Consider the following 14954-nt stretch of genomic DNA (forward strand, 5'->3'; position numbering starts at 1 on the left):
CCACGATGACGACGACCGAACCAATGATGCAGAAGGAAGAGGGCAAGGTCACCACGAAGATCGAGGAGAGGACCGCCCAGGTCCCGTCCGGCGCTTATCTCGGGCTGGCGATCGGATCCATGGTGCTGTCGGCCGGCTTCATGCTGGCCGGCAAGAAGCAGATCGCGAACTTCGTTGGCCAGTGGGTGCCATCGCTGCTCGTGATCGGCCTGTACAACAAGCTGGTCAAGATCGAGCACGAGATCGGGTACGGCGGAGCCTACCGCTGACGGACGCCGCGCCCGCGCTCCGGCCTCCGCCGCGCTGTCCAGCGCCGCCGCGACACGGGGGCCCGACGCCCGCTCCCGGCGCGCGCGGCGCGCCGCTTTCTTCGCACCACGCCTGAGAACACGCCTTCCCGCTCCGCCCTGCGGCGTCGGGCTCCGGCCCGCGGCGCCGGGCGTCGCGCGCCGCTCGCCGGCATGGCCGCCGTCCAAAACTCGACGTCTCCCTGGAATCCTTCTTGCTGAGCTCGCGCGCGCGGCGAACGGAGGAACTCATGCGTCAGCGACTTTGTCGTTCTCTTGTCCTCGTAGGGAGCTTGGCCACGAGCGTTTTCTCGTCCTTTCTCACGGCCTGCGGACCGGGGGAGCCACCCTGGGAGGCCGATCTCGGCGTCGGCGGCCCTGATCCGCGGATCACGGTGACCGAGGTGCCGCCGCCCGCCATCAGCGGTGGAACGCTGATGATCGCCAGCGACGGACACACGGCGGTCGCGGCAGACCCCGACCGCGATCGCGTCTGGATCGTGGATCTCGACGGCGGCGCGCCGGGGGAGATCCGGCTGGAGCACGGCGACGAGCCAGGGCGCCTCGTCGAGGACGCGGGCGGCCGGGTGCACGTGGCGCTCCGGCGCGCCGGGGCCGTGGTGACCCTCGATATCGAGTCGCGGTCGGTCCTCGAGCGCCGGGAGGTCTGCCGCGCCCCCCGCGGGGTCGCCTACGACGCCGCGCGCGACGCCATCCACGTCGCCTGCGCCGGCGGCGAGCTCGTGACGCTCCCGGCCGCCGGTGGCCCCGCCGTCCGGAAGCTCCGCCCCGCCGCCGACCTGCGCGACGTCGTGGTCGAAGGCGACCGGCTCCTGGTCAGCCGCTTCAAGTCCGCGGAGACGCTGGTCATCGGCGCCGACGGCGAGGTCCTCGCGCGCCGCGCGCTCCCCGAATTCAACACGACAGGGTTCGGGGGCTCCGCCTCGAGCTACACGCCGTCCGTGGCCTGGCGCATGGCGCCGCGCCCGGGCGGCGGCGCGGTGATGCTGCACCAGCGCGCGATGTCGTCGCAGGTCACCCTCAGCCCGGGCGGCTATTACCAGGCGACCAACTGCGATGGGAACATCGTGCACGGCACGATCAGCACGATCGACCCGGCGGGCGCCGTCGGCGGACCGGCCGCGCCCGCGGCCGCGCTCCCGAGCGTCTCGCTCCCGGTCGACGTCGCGATCGCGCCAGACGGCAAGCGCGTGGCCGTGGTGGCAGCCGGCAACGACATGGTCGTGAGCACGACCCTCGACGACATGGCGGACGGAGAGGGCAACTGCGCTCCCGCGGCCGTACCGCAGCCGTTGAGCGGGCAGCCGATCGCCGTGGCGATCGACGGCCGGGGCGACATCGTCGTGCAGCTCCGCGAGCCGGCGGCCCTGGAGGTGATCCGCGCGCCGGAGGACGTGGAGGTGTTCGACCGGCGCACCATCGCGCTCCCGGGCGCGACCGTGCGAGACACCGGACACGAGATGTTCCATCGCCCGCCGAACGGCGTGAGCGCCGCCGCGTGCGCGTCGTGCCACCCGGAAGGGCACGAGGACGGACGGACGTGGAACTTCGACCCCGTGGGCCAGCGGCGGACGCAGGCCATGGGCGGCGGCATCCTGCAGACGGCGCCCCTCCACTGGAGCGGCGACCTGATGGACCTCGACGGCCTGATGAGCGAGGTGTTCGTCTCCCGCATGGGCGGGCCGCAGCCCGGCGCCCGGCGGCTCGACCTGATGGCCCGTTACATCGACAGCCTGCCCGCCTTCCCGGCGTCGCCGCCCGAGGACGAGGCCGCCGTGGCGCGCGGCGCGGCGCTCTTCCACGACAAGAAGGTGGCCTGCGCGGACTGCCACAGCGGCCCGATGCTCACGAACGACCGGAACGAGGACGTCGGCAAAGACGAGGTCCTGCAGGTGCCCTCGCTGATCGGCATCGCCGGGCGCGCGCCGTTCATGCACGACGGCTGCGCGGCGACGCTCCGCGATCGCTTCGATCCGCGGTGCGGAGGCGACAAGCACGGCGACGTCTCCGGACTGACCGAGGCGCAGATCGACGATCTCGTCGCCTATCTTGAGTCGCTCTGAGCCCTCGCCCCGCCCCGCCCCTCGCCTGAAGCAACCGGGGCGTTCCTCATCACCCGGGGCCGATTGCCACGCTCGCGCCCCCGTGATCCCGCGGCCCGCGCGGCGGTAGAGCCGCAAGAGACGGGAAATCCGGACTCACGTCAGGGGACGGCGCCGCCCTCGCAACTCGGCATCGCGCTTGCTCCTTCCTGGAACAACCGACGTCAGACTCCGCCCATCGATGGACCCGAGCCACAGGCACGGTCCTGTTTCTCTTCTCATGGTTCACATGGTCCTCAGGGCTCGCACCGCAGGTCGGGCCGGAGCTTCCAGCGTGAGAGGTAGACCCGCACGGCGGAGGAGGCTCGCAAGGAGGGCACCATGCCGAGAGGCGACAAATCGAGCTACACGGACAAGCAGAAGCGGCAGGCCGAGCACATCGAGGAAGGATACGAGAAGCGAGGGGTCCCCGAGGGAGAAGCCGAGAAGCGGGCCTGGGCGACCGTCAACAAGATGACCGGCGGAGGGAAGAAGTCGGGCTCGGGGGTCGGCAAGCCGGTGAACAAGGAGCCGGCGAAGAAGGGGGGCCGCAAGGGGGGCGCCGCGTCCAAGGCGCGGCCGGCCGCGGCGAGGAGCGCGGCGGCGAAGAAGGCGGCGGCGACCCGCAAGCGGAACGCCGCCGGGCGGAGCGCCGCGTCGAGCGCGGAGCAGCGCCCGGCCGCGAAGAAGACGGCGACGAAGAGCGCGGCGAAGAGCTCCGCGACCGGCGCCCGCGGCCGCAAGACGACCGCGCGCAAGACGACCGCGCGCAAGGCGACCGCGCGCAAGGCGACCGCGCGCAAGGCGACCGCGCGCAAGGCGACGAGCAGCCGCCCCCGCGCCGCGCAGGGCACGGCGCGCCGCGGCGGGGCGGGGGCCTCGCGCAAGACGACCTCGGGGGCGAGGAAGGGAGCGCGGAAGGGCGCCGCGAGCGGGTCCTGACCTTGCCACGCGGAGGGGGAGAGGGAGCGACCATGCAGGAACTTCAGAGCAACGGGGCGCCGAACGGCGGGGGCGGCCCGGAGAAGGACGAATCCGGACCGCAGCAGGAGAGCCAGAAGGGGCGAGCTTTCCTGGCGAACCTCGTGCGCGAGCTGTTCCAGACGGAGCACTCGGCGAGGACCCATCCGCTCGTGGAGGCGGAGCGGCTAGGCGATACGCCGCCGGCGCGCGCCCTGCGGGCGGTGTCGTCCCACGCGGAGGCCGTGCTGTCGGAGCTCCCCGCGCTCGTGGGCGAGCGCGGGCTGCCGGTCAGCGCGGGCGGGAGCGCGGTGGGCGAGGCCTTCTCGGCGCTGCGCGATCACATCGCCGATCACCTGCTGAGCGCCGAGAAGTCCTACCGCGGCACCCTCCTCGGGATGCGCCATGGCATCGACCTCGTCGCGCTGATCCAGTACGTCGCCGCGGCCGAGGGCGACACGCTCCTCGCGGCGTGGTGCGCGCGCTGGCTCTCGGAGCGCCGGCCCCTCGTCGAGGCGGCCGCCGGCGAGCTCGCGTGGTTCGCGGCCCGCCCGGCGCGCGCCACGAGGGCGGCGAAGGACAGCGCCGTGGCCCACCTCCTCCAGGGCCTCGTCAACGGCTTCGAGAGCGCGGCGCAGCAGCTCCGCCGCCTCACCGCGCTCGCAGGTTGACTCCCGCCGGCCGCGCGCGGAGAGAGCCCGGCCCAGGGCGAGCCGGCGCGCGGCCGGCGAGGAGGATGCACCGTGGAGCAGGAGATTCCGACGCTGGGCACGCCGATCGAGCTCCTCAGGAGCCACGGGGCCGGCGTCGCGAGCGCGCTCTTGATCGGGATCGTCGGGTGGACGGCCGCGGCCTGGACGGCGCGGAGCGTGCGGTCGTTCGGCAAGCGGTGGACGCACGTCGACGTCACCCTCGTCCCGGTGCTGGCCAGCGTGAGCCGGCTGGCCGTGCTGACCATCACCGTGATGGCGGTGCTCGAGCGCTTCGGCGTCGACACCAAGAGCCTGTTCGCGGTGATCGGCGCCGCCGGCCTGACCATCGGCCTCGCCCTCAAGGACACGCTGTCGGACGTGGCCGCCGGGCTCGTCCTCCTCGTGCTCCGCCCGTTCGACGTCGGCGACGCCGTCGAGGTCGACGGGACCTCCGGGGTCGTCGACGCCATCGACGTGTTCCAGACCAAGCTGACGAGCTTCGACGGCGTGCCGATCATGCTGCCCAACTCGAAGGTCCGGTCCGCGAAGATCCAGAACTTCACCCGGGCGCAGCGCCGGCGCATGGACCTCACGATCGGCGTCAGCTCCGGCGCCGACCTCGCCCGCGCGATCACCTCGCTGCGGGAGGTCCTCTCGAGCGAGCCGCGCGTGCTGACGGAGCCGGCGCCGGCGGTCGACGTGATCGAGCTCGCGGACGCGAAGGTCCACCTGCTCGTCCGCGCCTGGACCCTGCCCGCGGACTTCTTCGCGACGCGGCTCGAGCTGACACGCCACTTCAAGGAGCGGCTCGACGCCGAGGGGATCGTCGTCCCGGTGCCCCAGCGCGAGCTGCACATCCCGCTCCGCGAGCGGCGGTCGGCCCCCTCCCTCTGAGTTGCCGAGCTCTGCCGTTGCCCGAGGATCTTCTCGCCTCATCTCGCCTGGTCCCTCGCTCCGTGCTGAACTGGAGAGACCGTCCGGCGACACGCAGCCGAGTCGCCTTTGCACTCGAGCGCCACGCTCGAGCGGGAGCATCCAGTGGCCACGAGGTCGATGGAGAACACGGATTCGCATCAGGGAAGGGCCGAGCCGCTGGACGCGGCCTCGCCCGCGGCGCACGCGGGGGACGCGCCGCGGCCCGGCGAGGGGGCGGGGGGCGCGCGTGGCGAGCGCGGTGCGCTGGGCGAGCACGGCCCCCACGGGCTGCGCGGCTCCCACGAGGACTGCGCGCTGCTCGACGCCTTCTTCCAGGCCACGACCGCGGGGCTCGGGGTGATCGACCGCGACCTACGCGTGGTGCGGCTCAACCAGGCGCTGGCGGACATCAACGGGATCCCCCTGGAGGCGCACCTCGGCAAGACCATCCCCGAGCTGCTCCCGGAGATGGGGGATGCGATCGTGGCCCCGCTCCGGCGCGTCCTGGAGACCGGCGAGGCGCTCTCCGCCGAGGTGACGGGGAGGACGCGGGCGTCGGACCGGCCGCGCGCGTGGATCGTCAACTACGCCCCCGTGCGCTCGAACGACGGGCAGATCGTCGCCGTGGGGGCGATCGTGCTCGACATCACCGAGCGCAAGCAGACGGAGACGAGGCTCCAGGAAGAGGGCGAGACGCTCGAGCTGCTCAATCAAGCGGGCAAGCTGCTCGCCGCGGAGCTCGACCTGGAGAAGCTCGTGCAGGCGGTGACCGACGCGGCCACCCGGCTGAGCGGCGCCCAGTTCGGCGCGTTCTTCTACAACGTCACGAACGCGGAGGGGAAGAGTTACACGCTCTACACCATCTCGGGCGTGTCCCGCGACCACTTCTCCGGGTTCCCGATGCCGCGCAACACCGACGTGTTCGCGCCGACCTTCAACGGGGAGAGCGTCGTGCGACTCGACGACGTGACGCGGGATCCGCGCTACGGGAACAACGCGCCTCACCACGGCATGCCGAGAGGCCACCTGCCGGTCGTCAGCTACCTCGCGGTGCCGGTGATCTCGCGCTCCGGGAGCGTCATCGGCGGGCTGTTCTTCGGGCACCCCGCGCCCGGCGTCTTCACCGAGCGGGCGGAGAAGCTGGTGGTCGGCCTCGCCGCCCAGGCCGCCATCGCCATGGATAACGCGCACCTGTTCCGCAAGGCGCAGCACCTCATCCAGGCGCTCGAGCGGAGCAACCAGGAGCTCGATCGCTTCGCCTACGTGGCGAGCCACGATCTGAAGGCGCCGCTGCGCGCCATCGCGAACCTCTCGCAGTGGATCGAGGACGACCTCGTGGACAAGGTGCCGCCGGAGACGCGCCAGCACATCACGCTGCTGCGCTCGCGCGTGGTCCGGCTGGAGGCGCTCATCGAAGGTATCCTGCGCTACTCGCGCGCGGGGCGCGCCCGCGACAAGCCGGAGACGGTGGAGGTCCGGAGGCTGCTCGACGAGGTCCTCGCGCTGCTCACGATCCCCGAGGGCGCCTCGATCGAGGTCGCGGCGGGCATGCCGACGCTCTTCACCGAGCGGGTGCCGCTCGAGCAGGTCTTTCTGAACCTGATCGGCAATGCGCTGAAGTACGCCGACCGCCCCGACGCGCGCGTCGAGGTGCGGGGGCGGGACCTGGGCGATCTCTGGGAGTTCTCGGTGAAGGACAACGGGCCCGGGATCGCCCCGCAGTACCACCAGAAGGTATGGGAGATCTTCCAGACCCTGAACCCGCGCGACAACGTCGAGGGGACGGGCATCGGGCTCTCGATCGTCCAGAAGATCGTGCTCAGCAAGGGCGGACACGCGTGGGTCGAGTCCGAGAAGGGCGCAGGCGCCACGTTCTTCTTCACCTGGCCTCGCCACGAGTCGGACGCCACGGGCAGCGTTCGCTGAGGCGCGGCGAAGGCGCGCTTCGCACGGTAGCGTGGCAATCCGCCACGCCCCGGGCTGCGTGAGGCAGCCTGGAGCGGCGCCGCCGGCCGGGCGGCCGCTCCGCCGGCGGGGCTGTCGGCTCCGCCGGGGAGCGCGAGGCGCTCGGCGGAGGGGTGGTTTCCCGCGGAGACGGTCGGTGAAAGCGCGCCTCGCCGGGGGCGCCGGAAGCAGCGGAGAGGCCGGGCGCGCGGCTTGCTTTGCTCGTCGGGACGGCGCGGGGCGCGTGAGCTGCCTCGTCGCCGTCCGGTGAACACGAGCCTCGCTCTCTGCTGGAAACTCGACGGTGACACAACGATCCGTGGCTGTCCTCCTGAACTGCTCTTCTCGGTCGAACCGCGCGGCGGAGCAGCGCGCGCGGCTCGGGGAGCTCCTGAACGCGAGCGGCCTCGCCGCGGATCTGCTGTGCGCCGAGAAGGGAAGGCACATGGGGGAGCTCGCCCGGCGCGCGGCGCGGGGGCCCTATGATCTCGTCGTGGCGGGCGGGGGTGATGGCACGATGAGCACGGTCGCCGCGGCGATCGCCGAGACCGACAAGACGATGGGCGTCCTGCCGCTCGGCACGGTGAACCATTTCGCCAAGTACCTGGGTGTGCCGCTCGACCTGGAGGGCGCGGTGCGCACCCTGGTGGAGGGCCGGCGCGTCCAGGTCGATCTGGGCGAGGTCAACGGCCGGGTCTTCGTGAACAACTCGACCCTGGGCATCTATCCGAGCATCGTGCGCGACCGCGAGGCGCTCCGGAAGCGGAGGGGGATCAACAAGTGGCTCGCCTTCGCGCTGGCGACCGTCTCCGGGATCCGGCGCCACAAGGGGGCTCGACTCCGGCTCCTCCTGGATGGGCAGGAGCTCGAGCTCGACACGCCATTCGTGTTCGTCGCCAACAGCGATTTCAAGCTGGGTGATCTCGACCTCGCCCGCCAGCGCCCGCCGCACCCGGGCGAGCTCGGCGTGTGCGTGGCGCGCGCGGAGAGCCGCCTGGCCATGGTCAAGCTGATCGCAAGCGCCTTCGCCGGGCGCATCCAGAAAGCGAATGATTTCAGCGTCATGCGCACGACGGAGCTGCGCGTGGAGGCGCCTTGCCGGAAGCTCCACGTGGCCGCGGACGGCGAGATCCTCCGGATGACGCCGCCGCTCGTTTACCGCACGAGGCCGTCAGCGCTGCGCGTCATCGTTCCCCCGTCGTCGGACATCAGCGCGGGATCGCGACGGCAGGAGGACCAACCGGGGCATCTCGCCGCGCTGGGGGGATGATCGTCATGCGCACCCTCGTGCACCTGTCGGATCTGCACTTCGGACGCGTGGACAAGACCATCTTGCGCCCGCTGATCGACAGGATATGGGGGATCGCGCCCCACGTGGTCGTGGTCTCGGGCGACCTGACGCAGCGGGCGCGCAGCGCGGAGTTCGCCGAGGCCCGCGCCTTCCTCGACGACCTGCCGACGCCGCAGATCGTGGTGCCCGGGAACCACGATGTCCCGCTCTACAACCTGTTCGACCGGTTCTTTCGCCCGCTCGACAGATACCGGAGCCACATCACGGACGATCTCTCGCCGTTCCACGTGGACACGGAGATCGCGATCCTCGGCATCAACACCGCGCGCTCGCTGACGATCAAGGACGGGCGCATCAACGCGCGCCAGATCGAGGGGATCAAGGAGAGGATGTGCGGCCTCGGGCCCGAGGTCACGAAGGTGGTGGTCACGCACCACCCGTTCGATCTGCCCGAGAACTCGCCCCACGACATCGTCGGTCGCGCGAAGCAGGCGATGGCCGCCATCGCCGGCTGCGGCGTGGACATCATCATGTCAGGCCACCTGCACCTCAGCCACACCGGCCGCTCCGCGGAGCGCTTCGAGGCCGGCGGCCACTCATCCCTGATCATCCAGGCCGGCACGGCGACGTCGACGCGCGGCCGCGGGGAGCAGAACGCGTTCAACGTGATACGCATCGACGGGAACAAGATCCATATCGAGCGCAACTACTGGCAGCCGGAGGGCAGCGCCTTCGGGATCGCGGCGCCGGAGCATTTCGAGGAGACGCCGCGGGGGTGGGTGCGGGCGGCGTAGGCGAGTTACACGAGAAGAAGAGTACGAACCACAGAGGCACAGAGGGCACAGAGGGGAGAAAAGAAAGAGAGGCAATGACTCTTTCTTCTTCTCTCTCCTCTGTGCCCTCTGTGCCTCTGTGGTTCGATTCTCTCTATCTCACGCCAGCTTGCCGAGCTGCCGGAACCGCTCGCGCAGGTCGCTGTAGAGCCCCTGGTACACCGCGTGGATCTCGCGGTACCGCGCCGAGCGCGCCTGGTCCGGCGTGACGCGCGAGACGACATGGACGAACGCGTCCGCCGCCTCCTCGACCGACGAGAACAGCCCCGCGCCCGCCGCGCCGAGCAGCGCCGCGCCGTACGCCGGCCCCTCGGTCGACGTCGTGATCGCCACCGGCGCCTCGAAGACGTCGGCCATGAGCTGGCGCCAGAACGGGCTGCGCGCCCCGCCGCCGGTCAGCCGGATCTCGTCGATCGTCACCGGCGCGGCGCCGTTCGTCTGACCCACGCCGCGCATCAGGCCCAGCGAGTCCGCCAGCCCGAACGTGATGCCCTCGAGCACCGCCCGCGACACGTCGGCCTTCGTCGTGCGGGCGCTCAGCCCGACGAACGCGCCGCGCGCCGCCGCGTCGTTGTGCGGCGTGCGCTCGCCCATCAGGTACGGCAGGAAGACGACCCCGCCGGCGCCCGGGCGCGCCGTCGACGCCGTGTCGGAGATGATCTCGTACGGATCGACCTTGCGGAGCTCCGCCCCCATGCGCTCGCCGTCACAGAGGACGTCGCGGTACCAGCGGAGCGCGCCGCCGGCGGCGAGCATCACGCCCATCAGGTAGAAGCGGCCCGGGACCGCGTGGCAGAAGCTGTGCAGCCGCATCTCGGGCTCCACGATCCACGAGTCGGTGTGGGCGAGGATGACGCCGCTCGTGCCGACCGACGCCATCGCGCGGCCGGGGCGCACGATGCCGAGCCCCACCGCGCCCGCCGCGTTGTCCGCCGCGCCGCGCACGACCAGCGTGCCCGCGGGCAGGCCCGTCGCCGACGCGACCTCGGACGTGAGCTGGCCGAGCGGCGCGTTCGACGGCGCCGACCGCGGGAAGATCCCGCGCGGGACGCCGACCGCCGAGAGCAGCTCGGCGTTGAAGGCGCGATCGCCCGGCGAGAACGCCAGCGTGCCGCTCGCGTCGCTGTCGTCCGTCCCGAGCTCGCCCGTCAGCCGCAAGCCCACGAAATCCTTCGGCATCAGCACCGCGCGCACGCGGGCGAACGCCTCGGGCTCGTGCTCCCGCAGCCAGAGCAGCTTCGGCAGCGTGAACCCCTCGAGCGCGCGGTTGCCGACGAGGCGCGCGAGGCCCGCGTCGCCGACCTTCGGGTTCGCGCGGATCGCCTCGCACTCGGCCGTGGTGCGCGTGTCGCACCACAGGATCGCCGGCCGGATCACGGCCTGCGCCTCGTCCAGCAAGACCGCCGAGTGCATCTGCCCGGTGAGCCCGATCGCGCGCACCTCGTCCCGGCGCGGGCCGAGCGCGCGGGCGAGCTCGCCGAGGGCGCTCAGCGCCGCCGCGGCGAAGTCCTCGGGATCCTGCTCGGCCCACCCGGCGTGCGGGGTGGAGAGCGGGTACTCGCGGTGCGCCGACGCGACCGCCGCGCCGCGCTCCGTCTCAACTGCGATGGCCTTGAGGCCGCTGGTCCCAACGTCGATTCCGATCACGATGGCCATGGAGAGCGTCCTTTTTCGTAAAGAAAGGGTGAGCGATTAGAACACGACCTGGAGCTTCATCGGCGCGGTGCCCTTCTTCATCATCTCCAGCCCGCGCGGGAGCTCCTCGACCGGCATCGCCTCGGAGAGGAGCTTCCTTACGTCGACCGCCCCGCGCTCCATCAGCTTGAAGGCGCGGTCGTACGTCCTGCGGATCGCGAAGCTGCCGATGATCTCGAGGTCGCGTCGGTAGATCTCGAACGGCGAGATCTCGATCTTGTCGTGCGGGCCGCACACGCCGAAGACGAGGTACCGGCCGCCGTTCTTGACGTACTGCAGCGAGTCGCCGAGCACCCGGGCGATGCCCGTCGCGTCGATCACGACGTCGAAGCCGTAGGGCGCGATCTTCCGGAGCTTCGCCTGGACCGCGTTGTCGGCGACGACCACCTCGGTCGCGCCGTGCTGGCGGGCGAGGTCGAGCTTCGACTCGACGACGTCGACCACCGTGACCGCCGCGGCGCCGTTGGCGCGGCTCGCCTGGAGGTGGAGCTGGCCGATCGGGCCGGCGCCGATCACCAGCACCTCCGAGCCGATCTCGATGCGCGCGCGATCCTGGCCGAACACGACGCACGCGAGCGGCTCGCAGAACGCCGCCTCGCTGAACGAGACGCGCTCGAAGCGATAACAGTTCTTCGCGGGCACCCGGACGAGCTCGGCGAAGCCGCCGTCGCGGGTGACGCCGACGGCATTCCACTTAAGACAGTGGTTCTGCCGGTTGATCATGCAGAAATGGCACTCTTCGCAGGTCACGGTCGGGTCGACCATGACCCGGTCGCCCGGCTTCAGGTCCGTGACCTCGGCGCCCACCGCGGCCACCTCGCCGGCGACCTCGTGCCCGGGGATGAGCGGGAACGTGGGGAAGAAATCGCCCTCCCAGATGTGCACGTCCGTCCCGCAGATGCCGCAGGCCTTCGCGCGGACGAGGACGTCGCGCGGGCCGATCTGCGGCGGGACGACGTCGTTGCGGACGGCGATCTTCTTGACGGCTTCGAGCACGGCTGCCTTCACGCGACACCTCCTTGAGGCGTCGCATAAGCGGGCCGCGGCCGCGCGTCGAGGGCCGTCGACCGCCGCCCCGCGCGGCGAGGCGCAGGGCGGCTCGACGCTGGCGGTCAGGACTTGGCGGACGGCTTGGGCGGAGAGATCGTGCGCCAGAGGAACGCGTAGACGTCCATCAGATCGCGCGGGGCGAGGCTGCGCTCGCGCAGGCGTCGCTCGAGGTCGCGCGCGAGCGATTGCATCCGGGCATAGCCCTCGGCGCTCGGCACGCGGTCGTAGGCGAGGTTGAAGCCGAGCACGACGGCCTGCTTCTCGAAGAAGGACGGCTTCACGAACACGTGCTCCTCCGGGTTGACGAGCGCGCTCAGGATCGTCGCGAGCGGCCACGTGGCGACCTTGGCCGCCGCGAGCACGCCGGCCAGCCGGTCGAAGCGCGCGGCGTAGTCGCCGGCGCCGTGGAGGAGATCGACGACCGCCTCGGCGTAGGCGCGGTGGTGCTCGGCCGGCATCTTGTTGAAGGGGATGAGGTCGCCGAGCGGGTGCAGGAGGCCGGTCGCGGCCTTGTGGACCTTGTGGATGCGCTCCATGAAGTCGGCGAGGTTGCCCGCCGCGAGCAGCGCCTCGAGCTCGCCCTTGCCGAGCAGCGCGCGCGCCGTCTCGATGGCGCTCTGCTTGTAGGCCTTGCTCTTCTTCTTCGCCCCGCCGTTCGCCGGCTCGCCGCCCGCGGCGCCGCGCTCCTCGGCGATGAAATGCGGGCCGCCGAACCCGCCCTCGAACTGCGACTCGAAGCTCGCGACCTGCTCGTCGAAGCTCGTGACCGGGGGCGCGACAACGCGGGCGCGCTGCTTCTTGGCGGCGGCGGACGGCCGATCACGGAGCCCGCGGATCCGCGCCTCGAGGGCGTTCGCCTCGTCGTCGCCGAGCTGCACCGGCTCGAGCTTCGACCAGAAAGCCTTGGCGATCGAGTGATTGTGGCCGTCCTCGAAGTCGTAGAAGCGCTTTTCGTCGCGCTCCTCGACGAGGTATCCGAGTCCCCACTGGGGACACCCCGGGTGCTTGACGATGATCGGGGCAGAAGGTTCCGTTGAACGAGAGGTCGCCATAGGCGGCGCAGCCTACCCGATCTTGGGGCGCCCGCACCCCGCTCGACATCGCTTCTGGACTCGCGTTCAGGTACAGCGCGCAAACATCGCGCGATCGAGCCCAGCCGGGCTGACTCAGTTGACGTCGCGCGTCGCGGTGGCGAGGGCGAGTTGCTGGAGAGCGAGCGCTTCCGTCACGCGGCGCACCCGCGCGGCGACGTTCAGGGTCTCCAGCACGGCCTGCCGCTCCCGGGCGTCGAGGATCAGGTGGTGGGCGCAGAGGTCCACGACGAGCGAGGTGGCCGCGTCGCGCGGCAGGCGGAACTCGAAGCCGCTGTCGCGCTCGCGGACGAGCGAGGAGAACGAGGCCGCGGTCGAGATGAGCGCGGCGTGGTCCTGGGCCGAGACCTCGGCGGGCTCGTCCTCGAGGACGGTCGCGGCCGCCGTGCGGTAGGGCGGCACGAAGGGGCGCTCCGCCAGGCGGACGCGGGCGCGGCCGCGCAGGACGATGTTGTAGCGGCCCCCCGGCAGCTCGGCGTGGTCGATGATCTCGCCGGCGCCGGCCACGCCCGCGATCGCCGGGTGGCCGTGCGCGTCGACCGCGCGGCTGTCCGTGATGAGGACGACCGAGAGGATGCGGTGCGTCTCGAGGGCGTCGCGCACGAGGGCGCGGTAGCGCGGCTCGAAGATGTGCAGCGGCAAGAGCGCGCCGGGGAAGAGCACCGTCTGCGGCAGCGGGAACAGCGGGAGCTCGGGCAATGCCGCGGCGAGATCGCCAGGTCGCGGAGGCGTCGTTTCCACGGCCCCAGGCTAGCACGCAGGTGCGCCGGGTGTGGCGGCCGCACGTACACCGAGCTCGGCAAGGAGGCCGGCGCGGTCAGCCGAACATCTCGAGGGCCGAGCCGGTGACGGCGTCGGGCGCGTCGAGCGCGGCGTACACGATGAGCTGCGCCACGTCGTCGGCGCTCATCTGCGGGGGGAAGCCGCTGCCGACGAGCATGTCGGTGTCGACCGAGCCGGGGAGCACGGCGATGGACTGGAGCCCCTTGCCGCGCAGCTCCTCGGCCAGGCTCTTCGAGAAGCCGACGAGCCCCCACTTGGACGCGGCGTACGACGCGTTGCCGGGCGACGCGATGGTCGAGGAGATGCTGCCGACGTGGACGAGCCGCCCGCGGCCCTGCGCCAGCATCGACGGGAGAAAGGCGCGCGAGACGAGGTAGGGGCCGCGGAGGTTGACCGCGATCACCTCGTCCCAGGCCGCCGGCGCGGTCTCGTGGACCTGCGCGCCGCGGCGCACGATGCCCGCGTTGTTCACGACGACGCGCGGCGCGCCGAGCCACGCCACGACCTCGGCGGCGGCGCGCGCCACCTGCTCCTCGGAGGCGACGTCGCACGGGATCGGCAGCGCGGCGACGTCGAGGCGGCGGACCTCGTCGGTCACCGCGTCGAGCCGCGGGCTCGGGCGGCCGAGCAGCGCGACGGCGAGGCCGCGGCGCGCGAGAGCGAGCGCCGTCGCCCGGCCGATCCCGCGGCTCGGCCCCGTGACGACCGCGACGCCGGTCACGCGCGGCCCCCCCCGGAGAACGCCGAGAGCGCGGCGGCGAACGCGAGGTCGCGCTCCGGCCCCGGCTCGGCGAACACCCCCGCGACCGCGACCGTCTCGATGAGGGCGCCCGCCTTGCGCTCGCCGCGCGCGATGAGGCAGGTGTGGGTCAGCGCGAGCTTGCACAGCGCGCCGCGCGCGCCGAGCTCGTGGACGAGCAGATCCACGAGCTGCCCGCCGATGCGCTCCTGCAGGGTCAGCCGGCGGGCGAGCGCGTCGAGCACGTGCGCGATCGTGCCGATGCCGGCGACCCGCGGGCCGGGCAGGTAGGCGACGATCCCGGTGCCGTGGCCGGGCAGCAGGTGGTGCGGGCACATCGTGGTGACGGCGAGGTCGCGGGCGACGACGAGCCCGCGCTCGAAGGGGCCCGTCTCCATGGCGCCCTCGCGCAGCACCGCGGCCGCGTCGATCGCCTCGCCCTCGATCAGGTCGTCCGCCCACGCGTCCGCGACCCGCTCGCCCGTGCCGGCGAGCTCCCCCTCGACGTCGCGCCCGAGCGCGCGAAGGAACTCCTCGATGGCCCGGGCCGCTCTCTGCCGATCGATCACGGG

The 14954-nt window shown here is 72.1% G+C and carries 13 protein-coding genes and 1 pseudogene; 8 read left to right on the plus strand and 6 right to left on the minus strand.

The features are described from left to right. The first annotated feature begins 5 nt into the window (after positions 1-5). The 8 genes and pseudogenes from WME76_RS44035 (at position 6) to WME76_RS44070 (ending at position 8985) form a co-directional block, all read left to right on the plus strand. A complete protein-coding gene (locus WME76_RS44035; RefSeq protein ID WP_437958129.1) occupies positions 6-269 on the plus strand; it encodes a hypothetical protein in 264 nt (87 codons plus the stop codon). A 311-nt stretch (positions 270-580) separates the two neighbouring features. Then, on the plus strand, positions 581-2371 hold the full coding sequence (locus WME76_RS44040; RefSeq protein ID WP_437958130.1) for a c-type cytochrome: 1791 nt from the start codon (positions 581-583) through the stop codon (positions 2369-2371). Positions 2372-2731: 360 nt separating this feature from the next. Further along, positions 2732-3037, plus strand: a pseudogene (locus WME76_RS44045) (hypothetical protein); the annotation flags it as partial. Positions 3038-3363: 326 nt separating this feature from the next. Then, the gene (locus tag WME76_RS44050) at positions 3364-4020 is read left to right on the plus strand and encodes a hypothetical protein (protein ID WP_437958131.1); all 657 of its coding nucleotides are present in this window, start codon (positions 3364-3366) and stop codon (positions 4018-4020) included. Positions 4021-4092: 72 nt separating this feature from the next. Next, a complete protein-coding gene (locus WME76_RS44055) occupies positions 4093-4935 on the plus strand; it encodes a mechanosensitive ion channel family protein (RefSeq protein ID WP_437958132.1) in 843 nt (280 codons plus the stop codon). A gap of 159 nt (positions 4936-5094) precedes the next feature. Next, positions 5095-6882: a sensor histidine kinase gene (locus WME76_RS44060; protein WP_437958133.1), complete on the plus strand. Its 1788-nt coding sequence runs from the start codon at positions 5095-5097 to the stop codon at positions 6880-6882. Between the two features lie 337 nt (positions 6883-7219). Beyond that, positions 7220-8170, plus strand: coding sequence for a diacylglycerol/lipid kinase family protein (locus tag WME76_RS44065; RefSeq protein WP_437958134.1), 951 nt, complete (start codon positions 7220-7222; stop codon positions 8168-8170). A gap of 5 nt (positions 8171-8175) precedes the next feature. Further along, on the plus strand, positions 8176-8985 hold the full coding sequence (locus tag WME76_RS44070) for a metallophosphoesterase family protein (RefSeq protein WP_437958135.1): 810 nt from the start codon (positions 8176-8178) through the stop codon (positions 8983-8985). Positions 8986-9123: 138 nt separating this feature from the next. Here the strand turns inward: WME76_RS44070 and xylB are convergent, their stop codons facing one another. From xylB to folE, 6 genes are all read right to left on the minus strand, one after another. After that, the gene (xylB, locus tag WME76_RS44075) at positions 9124-10680 is read right to left on the minus strand and encodes a xylulokinase (RefSeq protein ID WP_437958136.1); all 1557 of its coding nucleotides are present in this window, start codon (positions 10678-10680) and stop codon (positions 9124-9126) included. 36 nt (positions 10681-10716) lie between these two features. Then, on the minus strand, positions 10717-11727 hold the full coding sequence (locus tag WME76_RS44080; protein WP_437958137.1) for a zinc-dependent alcohol dehydrogenase family protein: 1011 nt from the start codon (positions 11725-11727) through the stop codon (positions 10717-10719). A gap of 104 nt (positions 11728-11831) precedes the next feature. Continuing rightward, positions 11832-12821 carry a hypothetical protein gene (locus WME76_RS44085; RefSeq protein ID WP_437958138.1) on the minus strand — a complete coding sequence of 330 codons (990 nt, stop codon included), beginning with the start codon at positions 12819-12821 and terminating at the stop codon, positions 11832-11834. A 114-nt stretch (positions 12822-12935) separates the two neighbouring features. After that, on the minus strand, positions 12936-13601 hold the full coding sequence (locus WME76_RS44090; protein ID WP_437958139.1) for an LON peptidase substrate-binding domain-containing protein: 666 nt from the start codon (positions 13599-13601) through the stop codon (positions 12936-12938). A 76-nt stretch (positions 13602-13677) separates the two neighbouring features. After that, entirely contained in the window at positions 13678-14364 is a 687-nt protein-coding gene (locus WME76_RS44095; RefSeq protein WP_437288096.1) for an SDR family NAD(P)-dependent oxidoreductase, read from the minus strand. Next, positions 14361-14951: a GTP cyclohydrolase I gene (gene folE, locus WME76_RS44100; protein ID WP_433932493.1), complete on the minus strand. Its 591-nt coding sequence runs from the start codon at positions 14949-14951 to the stop codon at positions 14361-14363. The genes WME76_RS44095 and folE overlap by 4 nt, the downstream gene beginning before the upstream one ends. Between the last annotated feature and the right edge of the window lie 3 nt (positions 14952-14954).

Origin of the sequence: Sorangium sp. So ce119 (assembly GCF_051524405.1) — a bacterium.
In the GTDB taxonomy this organism is placed as follows: domain Bacteria; phylum Myxococcota_A; class Polyangia; order Polyangiales; family Polyangiaceae; genus Sorangium; species Sorangium cellulosum_G.

Bases quoted from the DNA above. Each gene is read 5' to 3' on its own strand.
- WME76_RS44035 (WP_437958129.1), top strand. From the start codon at position 6: ATGACGACGACCGAACCAATGATGCAGAAGGAAGAGGGCAAGGTCACC.
- WME76_RS44050 (WP_437958131.1), top strand. From the start codon at position 3,364: ATGCAGGAACTTCAGAGCAACGGGGCGCCGAACGGCGGGGGCGGCCCG.
- xylB (WP_437958136.1), bottom strand. From the start codon at position 10,680: ATGGCCATCGTGATCGGAATCGACGTTGGGACCAGCGGCCTCAAGGCC.
- WME76_RS44060 (WP_437958133.1), top strand. From the start codon at position 5,095: ATGGAGAACACGGATTCGCATCAGGGAAGGGCCGAGCCGCTGGACGCG.
- WME76_RS44070 (WP_437958135.1), top strand. From the start codon at position 8,176: ATGCGCACCCTCGTGCACCTGTCGGATCTGCACTTCGGACGCGTGGAC.
- WME76_RS44085 (WP_437958138.1), bottom strand. From the start codon at position 12,821: ATGGCGACCTCTCGTTCAACGGAACCTTCTGCCCCGATCATCGTCAAG.